The following is a 12,517-nucleotide window of genomic DNA, read 5'->3' as shown; positions in this document are numbered from 1 at the left end:
GCTTTTAACACGCTGTTGAGTTCTCAAGAAACGGACACCCACCGCGCTCGATCCGCTCTCGCGAACCTCGCTCCGGGCCAACCCTTCAAGCTTACCCGATCCGCCCACTTTGTCAAACTCTGGGCGGTTCGGTCCTCGACGTCCCTTTTGGGCGCGAACAAGCTCGTCCCGGTTGGTCTGTGGAGGGTTCCCCTGGGGCCGGCCGCCTTGTCGGCGTCCCGCTCCCCCGTGGGGCGTGTAGAACACTAGGTCCCCGCGACGAGAGCGTCAAATCAAGCCCCGAGGTCGCGTTTGCGCAGGTCAAGCGACGTTTCAAGGCCGCAGATGAGGCTTGCGGAGGGTGCCCGTGACCGCACTGTGACGTGGATCTACCGAAGTTTTCCCGTTCATGGCGAGCGCCCGCCCGGACGAATCCGGACGGGCGCTCGTCTAGCGCGGTTCAGCCGGCGGCCACCTCGACGCCGCCGACGTTGCGCTTGCCGCGCCGCAGGACGAGGAACCTGCCGTGCAGCAGGTCGGCCGACGCCGGCGCGGCGTCCTCCGACTCGACCTTGGCGTTGTTCAGGTAAACGCCGCCCTGGGAGATCGTGCGTCGTGCCTCGGACTTGCTCTTGCACAGGCCCGACGCCGCCAGGAGGTCCACCACGGGCGGCAGCTCCCCCGGCGGGATCTCCGTGCGGGGGACCTCCGCCAGCGCGGACCTGAGGGTCCGCTCGTCCAGCTCCTCCAGTGCGCCCTGGCCGAACAGGGCCTTGGAGGCGGCGACCACAGCGGCGGTCTCGTCCGCGCCGTGGACGAGCGTGGTCATCTCCTCAGCGAGGGCGCGCTGCGGCAGGCGTGCCGCCGGCCGGTCGGCGCCCTGCTTGACCAGGTCCTCGATCTCCTCCCGTGAGCGGAAGCTGAAGACCTTGAGGAACTTCTCCACGTCGCGGTCGTCGGCGTTGATCCAGAACTGGTAGAAGGCGTACGGCGAGGTCAGCTCGGGGTCGAGCCAGTACGTCTCGCCGCCGGCGGTCTTGCCGAACTTCGTCCCGTCCGCCTTGGTGAGCAGCGGGGTCGTCAGCGCGTGCGCGCTGCCGCCCTCGACACGCCGGATGAGGTCGACGCCGGCGGTGAGGTTGCCCCACTGGTCGCTGCCGCCGGTCTGCAGCACGCATCCGTGCCGCCGGTACAGCTCCAGGAAGTCCATGGACTGCAGGAGCACGTAGCTGAACTCGGTGTAGCTCATCCCGGTGGTGTCGAGGCGGGCCTTGACGGTCTCGCGGGCGAGCATCCGGTTGACCGGGAAGTGCTTGCCGATGTCGCGCAGGAACTCGATCGCCGACATGGGGCCGGTCCAGTCGAGGTTGCTGACCATGGTGGCGCCGGTGGGGCCGTCGTCGAAGTCCAGGAACCGCGACACCTGGCCGCGGATCCGCTCGACCCAGCCGGCGACGGTCTCCTCGGAGTTCAGCACGCGTTCGGCGCTCTTGCCGCTGGGGTCGCCGATGAGGCCGGTGGCGCCGCCGACGAGGCCGAGGGGACGGTGCCCCGCCTGCTGGAAGCGCCGCAGGACGAGGATCTGGATGAGGTTCCCGAGGTGCAGCGAGGGCGCCGTCGGGTCGAACCCGCAATACAGCGTGACCGGCCCCGCGGCGAGCAGCGCCCGCATCTCGTCCAGCTCGGTGGACTGCGCGATCAGGTCGCGCCACGCGAGGTCATCCAGGATGTCGGTCACGTTCTCCCTCGTCTCAGCCTTGCCGTCCGGCTCTTTCACCAGACTGCCCGATGGGCGGACGCCCACGCCAACGATATTCGGAGGTCAGGCCCGTCCGGCGGCCTTCCGGCGCACGCGCGGGACGTGCGCCCGGTAGGGCGACACGGTCGGGTCGCCGTCGACGTAGAACCGCCACGGCACCTCCTTGGCGCCGTTGACCCCGGTCCGGGGCCCGCTGCGGATCAGCGCGGGATCGGCGGGCTCGCCCCGGAGGATCGTCATCTCGCCGCCGGGCGTGCACACGTCCAGGCCGTTCTGGTCGCGGACGACGCCGAGGGCCTGGCACAGCCGGGCGGGGCCGCGGGCCAGGTCCCGGACGGTGGACTTCGGGCGGCGCGCCTGGGCGATCTCCTCCCCCGCGACGATCTCCCCGGCGCGCAGCAGCACCGCGGAGGACGTCCCGTCCGGCCCGCACACCAGGTTCATGCAGAAGTGCATGCCGTAGGTGAAGTAGACGTAGACGTGCCCGGGCGGCCCGAACATCACCGCGTTGCGCGGTGTCTCGCCGCGGTAGGCGTGGGACGCGGGGTCCAGGGGGCCCGCGTACGCCTCGACCTCGGTGAGCCGCGCGGCGACCTCGCCCTCGGCGGTGCGATGCGTGATCACGTGCCCGAGCAGCGAGGGCGCGACCTCGTCCACCGGCCGGTCGAAGAAGTCCCGTGGCAGCAGCGCTCCGTCCATCGCCTCACCGTGGTCTAGGGGGTGTCCGCCGGTCGACCAGCCTAGGGGGCGGCGCGGACCGGCGCGGCCGCCCGGCCGGTCGGCGGCCGGGCGGCCCTTGGGCCCCTCTGTGGCCCGCCGTCAAGTGTCCGTATTCCTGTCTCCCGCCCCAGGCAAAAGCAGCCTGACCGTCGCCTTCCGCTCCGCCGGGGCTCCGCTCCAGGCGCCGGTCAGGCGTCGGTGGCCCAGGAGGCGTGCTCGTTGACCTGGGCGCGCAGCGCGGTGATCTGCTCGCGGACGCGGTCCGGGGCGGTGCCGCCGTAGGCCTTGCGGGACGCCAGGGCGCCCTGCACGTTGAGGACCTCGCGGACGTCCGGCGTCAGGTGCGGCGACACCTTCGCCAGCTCGTCGTCGGTGAGGTCGTCGAAGTCCTTGTCGTTGACCTGGCACCAGACGACGAGGTGGCCGACGACCTCGTGGGCGTCGCGGAACGCCACGCCGCGCCGCACCAGCAGTTCGGCGAGGTCGGTGGCGAGGGCGAAGCCGTCGGGCGCGGAGGTCTCCAGCCGCTCGGTGTTGATCCGCATGGTGGCGATCAGCCCGGACATCGCGGGCAGGACGAGCAGCAGCGTCTCGACGGCGTCGAACGCGCCCTCCTTGTCCTCCTGGAGGTCGCGGTTGTAGGTGAGCGGCAGGCCCTTGAGGGTGGTGAGCAGGCCGACGAGGTGGCCGATGAGCCGGCCGGCCTTGCCGCGCGCCAGCTCGGCGACGTCGGGGTTCTTCTTCTGCGGCATGATCGACGACCCGGTGGCGTAGGTGTCGTCCATCTCGATCCAGCGGAACTCCTGCGACGCCCAGAGGCAGATCTCCTCGCCGAGGCGGGACAGGTGCACGCCGATCAGCGCGGCGGTGAACAGGAACTCGGCGACGAAGTCGCGGTCGGCGACGGCGTCCATGGAGTTGGGCGCGGCGGCGTCGAAGCCGAGTTCGGCGGCGGTGGCCCGCGGGTCCAGTGGCAGCGAGGAGCCGGCGAGGGCCCCGGAGCCGAGCGGCGAGATCGCGGCGCGCTTGTCCCAGTCGCGGAGCCGGGCGATGTCGCGGGTGAGCGGCTGGACGTGCGCGAGCAGCTGGTGGGAGAACAGCACCGGCTGCGCGTGCTGCAGGTGGGTCATGCCGGGCGCGGCGACGCCGAGGTTGTGCTCGGCCTGCGCGATCAGCGCGGTCTCCAGCTCGACGAGCCGGGAGACGATCTGCCGGGCGTGGTCGCGCAGGTACAGGCGCAGGTCGGTGGCGACCTGGTCGTTGCGGCTGCGGCCGGCGCGGAGCTTGCCGCCGAGGGCGCCGAGGCGCTCCAGCAGGCCGCGTTCGAGGGCGGTGTGCACGTCCTCGTCGGCGACGGCGGGCCGGAACTCCCCGGACCGGCAGGCGGCCTCCAGGTCGTCGAGGGCACCGATCATGCGGTCCAGCTCGTCGTCGGTCAGCAGCCCGGCCCGGTTGAGGACGCGGGCGTGGGCGCGCGAGCCCATCAGGTCGTAGGGGGCGAGCCGCCAGTCGAACTGGACGCTCACCGAGAGCCGCGCGAGCGCGTCCGACGGCCCGCCCTCGAACCGGCCGCCCCACAGTCGCGTCGGTGCCTTGGTCACGGAAATCCTCTTCTTCCCAGCGCTGTGCGTTGTGTGTTGCCATCCCACCATGCCCGGCGCGCCGGTGCGCGTCCGGCGCCCGTGCGCCGGTCACGGCGGGTCGATCCGGATCCTCGGGCGCGCGGCGCCCTAGCTCCGCCGTTCGCGGCCGGCGGTCAGCCCGATCAGCGACTCGGCGACGTCCTCCCCGCCGTTCGGGTCGCGGGCGATGACGAGGATGGAGTCGTCGCCCGCGACCGTGCCGAGGATCGTCGACCATTCGGCGTGGTCGATCGCCGAGGCCAGGTACTGCGCGGCGCCCGGCGGGGTGCGGACGATGACCAGGTTCGCGGACGCCTCGGCCGACACCAGCAGTTCCGCGGCGATCCGGGAGAGCCGTCCGGCGAAGGTCTCGGCGCCGCCGGTGCGGGCCCGCCGGATCCGCTCGCCGCCCTCGCCGGGGACGGCGTAGATCAGGCTGCCGTCGTCGGCGCGGAGCTTGACCGCGCCGATCTCGACCAGGTCGCGGGAGAGGGTGGCCTGGGTGACGTCGACGCCGGCGTCCTGCAGGAGCTTGGCGAGCTCGCCCTGCGAGTGGACGGGGTGGCGGGTCAGCAGGTCGATCACCCGGGACTGGCGGGCGGTCTTGGTCATCGGGGTCGTCACCGGGACCGCTCCAGCAGCCAGACCAGCAGCGCCTTCTGGGCGTGCAGCCGGTTCTCCGCCTCGTCCCACACGCGGCTGCGGGGGCCGTCGAGGACGGCGGCGGAGATCTCCTTGCCGCGGTAGGCGGGCAGGCAGTGCAGGACGACCGCCTCGGAGTCGGCGCGGGCGAGCAGGTCCTCGTCGACCGCGTAGGGCTCGTAGAGCGAGGTGTCCTTGCCCTCCTCCCCCATCGACACCCAGGTGTCGGTGGCGAGGACGTCGGCGCCGGCGGCGGCCCGCGCGGGGTCGCCGGTGACGGTGACCGCGCCGCCGGTGACGGCGGCGATCTCGGTGGCGCGGGCCACGACGGCGGGGTCGGGCGGCAGGGACGGCGGCGCGGCGACGCGGACGTGCATGCCGGCGGTCGCGCAGCCGAGCAGGTAGGAGTGGGCCATGTTGTTGGCGCCGTCGCCGAAGTAGGCGAGGGCCGCGCCGGCGAGCCCGCCCTTGGTCTCCTGGACGGTCTGCAGGTCGGCGAGGATCTGGCACGGGTGGAACTCGTCGGTGAGGGCGTTGACGACCGGGACGGCGGTGCCGGCGGCCATCTCCTCGACGCGCTCCTGCCCGGCCGTCCGCCAGACGATCGCGGCGACCTGGCGTTCGAGCACGCGGGCGGTGTCGGCGATGGTCTCGCCGCGGCCGAGCTGGCTGGTGCCGGCGTCCATGACGATGGGGTTGCCGCCGAGTTCGGCGATGCCGACGGTGAACGACAGGCGGGTCCGGGTGGACGGCTTGTCGAACAGGACGGCGACCGACTGCGGGCCCTCCAGCGGCCGGTGGGCGAACCGGTCCTTCTTGACCCGCGCGGCGAGGTCGAGGACCTCGGCCTGTTCGGCGGGCGCGAGGTCGTCGTCGCGGAGGAAGTGCCGGACGGTCATGGGGTCAGCTCTCCTTCACGGCGGACGCGGCGTCGAGGATCGAGGGGAACGCGGCGGTGAACGAACGGGCCTGCTCCCCGGTGAGGATCAGCGGCGGGGCGAGCCTCAGCGCGTCGGGCTGGAGCGCGTTGATGAGGAAGCCGGCGTCGCGGGCGGCGGCCTCGACGGCGGGCGCGTGCGGGCCGGTGAGAACGGCGGCGCGCCACAGGCCCCGGCCCCGGACGCCTTTGAGCAGCGGGTGGTCGATCGCCGCGATCCCGGACGCGAGGGTCTCCCCCACCGCGGCGGCGTTGCCGAGCAGGCCGTCCTTCTCGATGGTGTCCAGGACGGTGAGGGCGGCGGCGGCGCTGACCGGGTTGCCGCCGAACGTGCTGCCGTGGTCGCCCTTGGCGAAGATCTCGCCGTGCGGGCCGAAGGCGACGCACGCACCGATCGGCAGGCCGCCACCGAGGCCCTTGGCGAGCGTCAGGATGTCCGGTTTCGCGTTCTCGTGCTGGAACGCGAACCAGGCTCCGGTCCGACCGATGGCCGACTGGATCTCGTCGGCGACGAACAGCGCGCCGGTCGCGTCGCAGATCTCGCGGGCGGCGGTGAAGTAGCCCTCCGGCGGGGGCACGACCCCCGCCTCGCCCTGCGTGGGCTCCAGGAAGACCGCGGCGCACTGCTCGTCCACGGCGGCCTTGAGCGCGTCCGCGTCACCGTAGGGGACGAACCGGACGTCGATCGCGAACGGCCCGAACGGCTCCCGGATCGCCTTCTTCCCGGTGAGCGACAGCGCGCCCATGCTCCGGCCGTGGAATCCGTTCTCCGTCGCGACGAAGTAGGTCCGGCCGTTGGTCTTGCCGTACTTGATGGCGAGCTTGAGCGCGGCCTCGTTGGCCTCGGTGCCGCTGTTGGCGAGGAACACCCGGCCGTCGCCGCCGAGCAGCTCCCGCAGCCGCTCGGCCAGCAGCACCTCGGGCTCGTTCAGGAACAGGTTGGAGGTGTGCGCGATCGCGGCGGCCTGCTTCGACACCGCCTCGACCAGGGCCGGGTGGCCGTGCCCGAGAGAGCTGACCGCGATACCGCCGATCAGGTCGAGGTACTCGCGGCCGTCGGCGTCCCACACCCGGCAGCCCTCGCCGCGCACCAGCGCCACCGGCGGGACGCCGTAGTTCGGCATGAACGCGGCCTCGAACCGCTTCCGCAGATCGGCCGTGCTCATTTCGGGTCCTCCGTCACCGGTCCGCCGGGGAGGCTCGGCAGCACCATCGTTCCGATCCCTTCGTCGGTGAAGATCTCCAGCAGCAGCGAGTGCGGGACCCGCCCGTCCAGGACGTGCGCCTGCGGGACGCCGCCGCGCACGGCGGCCAGGCACGCCTCCATCTTCGGCACCATCCCGGCGGACAGGTCCGGCAGCAGCGCTGCCAGCTCGTCCGTGCTCAGCCGGTCGATCACGTCGTCGCTGTCGGGCCAGTCGGCGTACAGGCCCTCCACGTCGGTGAGCACGACCAGCTTCGCCGCGTCCAGCGCGACGGCGAGCGCCGCCGCGGCCGTGTCGGCATTGACGTTGTACACCTCGCCGTCGTCGCCGCGCGCGATGCTCGACACGACCGGCACGCGCCCGTCGTCCAGCAGCGCCCGGACGGCGCCGACCTCCACCTCGACGATCTCGCCGACCTGGCCGATGTCGACGCGCGCGCCGTCCACGACCGCGTGCTTGCGCTCGGCGGTGAACAGGTTCGCGTCCTCGCCGGACATGCCGACGGCGAACGGCCCGTGCCGGTTGATCAGCCCGACGACGTCCCGCTGCACCTGGCCGGTCAGCACCATCCGGACGACCTCCATCGCCTCCGGGGTGGTGACGCGCAGGCCGGCGGTGAAGGTCGAGTCGATCCCGTTGCGCTCCAGCGCGGCGTTGATCTGCGGGCCGCCGCCGTGCACGATCACCGGCTTCAGCCCGGCGTAGCGCAGGAACACGATGTCCTCGGCGAACTGGTGCCGCAGCGCCTCGTCGGTCATCGCGTGCCCGCCGTACTTGATCACGACGGTCGTGCCGTGGAAGCGCTCCAGCCACGGCAGCGCCTTGATCAGCGTCTCCGCCTTGCCCATGACCCCGGCGCGGTTCTTGCGCATCTGGGCGCCGCTGGTGATCGCGGTCATGTGGAGTACGCCGAGTTCTCGTGGACGTAGTCGGCGGTGAGGTCGCTCGTCCAGACGGTGGCGCTGTGCGGGCCGGCGGACAGGTCCGCGGTGATCGTCACGTCGCGGGGGCGCATGTCGACCTTGTCGCGGTCGTCGCCGAACGAGCCGTTGCGGCACACCCAGACGCCGTTGATGGCGACGTTGAGCTGGTCGGGCTCGAACACGGCGTCGGTGGTGCCGATCGCCGACAGCACCCGACCCCAGTTGGGGTCCTCGCCGTGGATGGCGCACTTGAGGAGGTTGTTGCGGGCGATGGACCGGCCGACCGTGACCGCGTCGTCCTCGGACGCGGCGCCGACGACCTCGATGGCGATGGCCTTGGAGGCGCCCTCGGCGTCCACGAGGAGCTGCCGGGTCAGGTCGGCGCACACCTCGGTGAGCAGCGCGGTGAACTCCTCCTCGCCGGGGACGGTGCCGGTGGCGCCGGACGCCATCAGCAGGACGGTGTCGTTGGTGGACATGCAGCCGTCGGAGTCGAGCCGGTCGAAGGTGACGCGGGTGGCGGCGCGCAGCGCCCGGTCGAGGGTGTCGGCGGGCAGGTCGGCGTCGGTGGTGATCACGCACAGCATGGTGGCCAGGGACGGGGCGAGCATGCCCGCGCCCTTGGCCATCGCGCCGATCATGTAGCCGCCGTCGCCCTGCCGGAAGGAGATCTTCCCGACGCTGTCGGTGGTGCGGATCGCGTCGGCGGCGGCGAGGCCGCCGTCGCCGCGCGACAGCTCCGCGACGGCCTTGTCCATGCCGGGGAGCAGCGCGTCCATCGGCAGCCGCTCGCCGATCAGGCCGGTGGAGCAGACGGCGATCTCGCCGGCGGAGTCGGCCAGCAGCTCGGCGGCCTTCTCGGCGGTGGCGTGGGTGTCCTGGAAGCCGGGGGCGCCGGTGCAGGCGTTGGCGCCGCCGGAGTTCAGCACGACCGCGCGGACGCGGCCGCCGTTGAGCACCTGCTCCGACCACAGGACGGGCGCGGCCTTGACGCGGTTGCGGGTGAAGACGGCGGCGGCGGCGCGGGACGGCCCGTCGTTGACGACGATGGCCAGGTCGCGGGTGCCGCTGTCCTTCAGCCCGGCGACGACGCCGGCGGCGCGGAAACCCCGGGGGGCGGTGACGCTCAAGGGGACACTCCGATCGTGGTCAACCCGAGTTCTTCCGGGAGGCCGAGGGCGAGGTTGGCGCTCTGGACCGCGCCGCCCGCGGTGCCCTTGGCGAGGTTGTCGATGGCGACGACCGCGATGATCCGGCCGGCGGCCTCGTCCAGCGCGACCTGGACGAGCGCGGTGTTCGCGCCGAGCGTCATGGAGGTGGCGGGCCACTGGCCCTCGGGCAGCAGGCCGAGGAACGGCTCGCCGGCGCAGGCGTCGCCGTAGGCGGCGCGCAGCGTCGCGGCGGTGACGCCCGGGCGGGCCTTGGCCGTGCAGGTCGCGAGGATGCCGCGGCTCATCGGCGCGAGCGTCGGGGTGAAGGAGACGGTGACCTCCTCCCCGGCGACGGCGCTGAGGTTCTGCGTCATCTCGGGGGTGTGCCGGTGGACGCCGCCGACGGCGTACGCGCTGACCGAGCCCATCACCTCGCTGCCGAGCAGGTGCGGCTTGAGGGAGCGTCCGGCGCCCGAGGTGCCGGACGCGGCGACCACGACGACGTCGGGTTCGGCGAGCCCGGCGGCGAACGCCGGGAAGAGCGCGAGGCTGACGGCGGTCGGGTAGCAGCCGGGGACCGCGATCCGCCCGGTGGAGCGCAGCGCGTCCCGCCGCCCGGGCAGCTCGGGGAGCCCGTAGGGCCAGGTGCCGGCGTGCGGGGTGCCGTAGAAGGCCTCCCAGGCCGCCGGGTCGGTGAGCCGGTGGTCGGCGCCGCAGTCGACGACCAGGACGTCGCCGCCCAGCTGCGCCGCCAGCGGTCCCGACTGCCCGTGCGGCAGGGCCAGGAACACGACGTCGTGACCCGCGAGGGTGTCCGGGGTGGTCTCGGCCAGGACGCGCCCGGCCAGGGATCGCAGATGCGGCTGGTGCACGCCCAGCTCGGTGCCCGCGTTGGAGCCCGCCGTGAGCGCGCCGATCTCGAACTCTGGATGTCCCGCCAGGATGCGCAGCAGCTCGCCGCCCGCGTAACCGCTGGCGCCGGCGACCGCCGTCCGGATTCCCATGTTCCTCCTCAGCCCAACAACAAGTAAGAGTATGCATGCAACTGGAAACCTATTCAACGTCGGACGTCCGGTCAGCGCGATCTGAGACGAGCGACACAGGGCCCCATCATGTCAACTGATGTTGACATCCTCCAGGCGTCAACCTATGTTGACACCCGTGATCCGGCGTGTAGTTAGGCCTCTAAAGATTTGCCATCTAAACATCGGAGCTCTAACATCGCCGCCATGGAGAACCTCGGCTTCGGCGACCTCACGGTCCTCGGCCCCATGGAGGAGTGGCCGGTCGGCCGCCTCTTCGGCGCCGCCTCACGGCTGGCGGGGCCGGTCGTCTGGCGGATCGTCGAGAAGCACGGGATCAGCCCGGCGGGCTTCTTCCTGCTCCGCCTGCTGGTCGTCGAGGACGGCCTGCGCCCGAGCGAGTGCGCGAAACGGCTGCTGGTCACCCCGGCCACCATCACCTCGGTGGTCGACACGCTGGAGCGCAACGGGCACGTGCGGCGCGAGCGCTCCTACCGCGACCGGCGCGGCGTGATGCTGCGCATCACCGACGAGGGCCGCCGGCTCCTCGCCGAGAAGTCCCAGCCCATCGGCCGGGACCTGCACGAGCTGTACGACGTCGTCGAGGAAGGCGACGAGGCGGCCGTCCGGCGGTTCCTGCTCAACCTGATCAAGCAGTTCGAGAACTACCCCGAGGGCAAGCCAGGGAAGGGAGACAGCGCGTGAGCGCACCCCCCGAGCCCGCCGTCCAGACGGTGGAGCTGAAGAAGACCTACCCCGCCGCCGGCCCGCGGCCCGCGGTGCCCGCCGTCCGGGGCATCGACCTCGACGTGCCGCGCGGCGAGTTCTTCGGGCTGCTCGGCCCGAACGGCGCCGGCAAGTCCACCACCATCGGCATGCTCACCACGCTGGTCGTCCCGACCGGCGGCACCGCCCGGGTGACCGGGCTGGACGTGGTGAAGGACGCCGTGGAGATCAAGCGCCGGATCGGCGTGGTGTCGCAGAACAACACCCTCGACAGCGACCTCACCGCCGCCGAGAACCTGGAGTTCCGCGGCCGGTTCTTCGGGCTGAGCGCGCGGGACGCGCGGCGGCGCGCCGACGAGCTGATGGAGCTGTTCGGGCTGACCGAGCACCGCAAGGGCAACCCGTTCGAGATGTCGGGCGGGCAGGCCAAGCGGGTGATGATCTGCCGGGCCCTGATGCACGGCCCCGAGGTCCTGTTCCTGGACGAGCCGACCGCCGGGCTCGACCCGCAGACCCGCACCAACCTGTGGGAGGTGCTGCGCGGCCTGCAGGCCGGCGGGCAGACGATCCTGCTCACCACCCACTACATGGAGGAGGCCGAGGCGCTCTGCGACCGGGTCGCGGTCGTCGACCACGGCAGGCTCCTCGCCGCGGGCACGGTGGACGAGCTGAAGGCCACCGCGGGCGCCGACACCGTCATCACCGTCGCCTACGACGCCCCCGCGCCCGACGAGATCCACAAGCTGGCCGACCGCGACGGCATCAGCAAGGTCGAGGTCAACGACGGCCAGGTGCGGGTGTTCGCCACCGAGCCCGACGGGATCCTCGGCGAGCTCGTCACCATCGGGTCGGCCGCCGGGGTCGGCGTCACCGACGCCACCCAGCTGCGTCCCAGCCTGGAGACCGTCTTCCTCACCCTCACCGGAAGGGAGTACCGCGAATGACCGCCCCGGCCACCGCCGTCCTGAAGCCGCCGCCCGCGGCGCGCGCGACGATCCCCCGCACGTTCGCCGCGATGATGGCGCGCGAGGCGCGGGTGATGCGCAAGAACTTCCTGTCGACGTTCGTCCGGGTGCTGGTGCAGCCGGTGATGTTCGTGTTCGTGTTCTCCTACGTGCTGCCCAAGCTCGGCGGCGGTGCGATGGCGGGCGGCCCCGGCGGGCCGACGTTCTCCACGATCCTGGTGCCCGGGCTGGTCGGCTCGTCCATCATCATGCAGGCGATGATGGCGGTGATCTTCCCGCTGATGATGGAGCTGAACTGGCAGAAGTCCATCACCGACCGGGCGCTGGCGCCGGTGCCGATCCCGCTGCTGGCGGTGCAGAAGATCGTCGCGGCGGCGCTGCAGGGCCTGATCGGCGGGCTGCTGGTGTTCCCGGCCGTGCTGCTCATCCACGCCGAGGGCCAGTCGCCGCACGTGCACGTCGAGAACTGGCCCGTGCTGGTCGTGGTGATGGTGGCGGGGTCGCTGCTGGCCGCGGCCGGCGGGCTGCTGCTCGGCACGCTGCTGAACCCGCAGAAGGTGCAGGTCCTGTTCGCGATGGTGCTGCTGCCGATGACGATGCTCGGCTGCGTGTACTACCCGTGGTCGGCGCTGGACCACATCCGGTGGCTGCAGATCCTCAGCCTGTTCAACCCGCTCGTGTACGTCAGCGAGGGGCTGCGCAGCACCCTGACGCCCGGCATCCCGCACATGCCGGCGTGGGCGTTCCTGCTGGCCATCGTCGGCGGGACGGTCCTGCTGACGTGGGCCGCCACCCGCACGTTCACCCGCCGCGTCCTGACCTGACCGGACCGTCGGAGGCCCCGCGCGGACGTTCCGCGCGGGGCC

Annotated in this window: 12 protein-coding genes; 3 read left to right on the top strand and 9 right to left on the bottom strand. The window is 72.3% G+C overall.

The genetic code is table 11. From position 1 onward, the window contains the following. Positions 1-439: 439 nt before the first annotated feature. From tyrS to argC, 9 genes are all read right to left on the bottom strand, one after another. Positions 440-1,717, bottom strand: a complete 1,278-nt coding sequence (gene tyrS, locus ABD296_RS39930; protein ID WP_344280216.1) for a tyrosine--tRNA ligase — start codon at positions 1,715-1,717, stop codon at positions 440-442. An 84-nt stretch (positions 1,718-1,801) separates the two neighbouring features. Further along, positions 1,802-2,437 (bottom strand): DNA-3-methyladenine glycosylase, encoded by a 636-nt coding sequence (locus ABD296_RS39925; protein WP_344280213.1) that lies wholly within the window; start codon positions 2,435-2,437, stop codon positions 1,802-1,804. A 209-nt stretch (positions 2,438-2,646) separates the two neighbouring features. Next, positions 2,647-4,059, bottom strand: a complete 1,413-nt coding sequence (gene argH / locus ABD296_RS39920) for an argininosuccinate lyase (protein WP_344280210.1) — start codon at positions 4,057-4,059, stop codon at positions 2,647-2,649. A gap of 129 nt (positions 4,060-4,188) precedes the next feature. Beyond that, positions 4,189-4,692: an arginine repressor gene (locus tag ABD296_RS39915; RefSeq protein ID WP_344280227.1), complete on the bottom strand. Its 504-nt coding sequence runs from the start codon at positions 4,690-4,692 to the stop codon at positions 4,189-4,191. Positions 4,693-4,700: 8 nt separating this feature from the next. Beyond that, positions 4,701-5,621, bottom strand: a complete 921-nt coding sequence (argF, locus tag ABD296_RS39910) for an ornithine carbamoyltransferase (protein ID WP_344280207.1) — start codon at positions 5,619-5,621, stop codon at positions 4,701-4,703. Between the two features lie 4 nt (positions 5,622-5,625). Continuing rightward, entirely contained in the window at positions 5,626-6,825 is a 1,200-nt protein-coding gene (locus ABD296_RS39905; protein ID WP_344280204.1) for an acetylornithine transaminase, read from the bottom strand. Beyond that, positions 6,822-7,736: an acetylglutamate kinase gene (argB, locus tag ABD296_RS39900; protein WP_344280224.1), complete on the bottom strand. Its 915-nt coding sequence runs from the start codon at positions 7,734-7,736 to the stop codon at positions 6,822-6,824. The genes ABD296_RS39905 and argB overlap by 4 nt, the downstream gene beginning before the upstream one ends. 23 nt (positions 7,737-7,759) lie before the next feature. Further along, entirely contained in the window at positions 7,760-8,917 is a 1,158-nt protein-coding gene (argJ, locus tag ABD296_RS39895) for a bifunctional glutamate N-acetyltransferase/amino-acid acetyltransferase ArgJ (RefSeq protein WP_344280202.1), read from the bottom strand. Beyond that, on the bottom strand, positions 8,914-9,942 hold the full coding sequence (gene argC, locus ABD296_RS39890; RefSeq protein WP_344280199.1) for an N-acetyl-gamma-glutamyl-phosphate reductase: 1,029 nt from the start codon (positions 9,940-9,942) through the stop codon (positions 8,914-8,916). The genes argJ and argC overlap by 4 nt, the downstream gene beginning before the upstream one ends. 225 nt (positions 9,943-10,167) lie before the next feature. Here argC and ABD296_RS39885 point away from each other — a divergent pair, with 225 nt between their 5' ends. From ABD296_RS39885 to ABD296_RS39875, 3 genes are read left to right on the top strand one after another with little or no spacing between them, the layout of a single operon-like run. Continuing rightward, positions 10,168-10,665, top strand: a complete 498-nt coding sequence (locus ABD296_RS39885) for a MarR family winged helix-turn-helix transcriptional regulator (protein ID WP_344280196.1) — start codon at positions 10,168-10,170, stop codon at positions 10,663-10,665. After that, the gene (locus ABD296_RS39880; protein ID WP_344280194.1) at positions 10,662-11,630 is read left to right on the top strand and encodes an ATP-binding cassette domain-containing protein; all 969 of its coding nucleotides are present in this window, start codon (positions 10,662-10,664) and stop codon (positions 11,628-11,630) included. The genes ABD296_RS39885 and ABD296_RS39880 overlap by 4 nt, the downstream gene beginning before the upstream one ends. Further along, positions 11,627-12,475, top strand: a complete 849-nt coding sequence (locus ABD296_RS39875; RefSeq protein WP_344280191.1) for an ABC transporter permease — start codon at positions 11,627-11,629, stop codon at positions 12,473-12,475. The genes ABD296_RS39880 and ABD296_RS39875 overlap by 4 nt, the downstream gene beginning before the upstream one ends. Positions 12,476-12,517 lie beyond the last annotated feature (42 nt).

The sequence above is a fragment of the Actinomadura napierensis genome (genome assembly GCF_039529375.1).
Classification (GTDB): Bacteria; Actinomycetota; Actinomycetes; order Streptosporangiales; family Streptosporangiaceae; genus Spirillospora; species Spirillospora napierensis.
The sequence above is the reverse complement of the archived record's forward strand: the minus strand, read 5'-3'. Positions and strand labels throughout refer to the sequence as shown.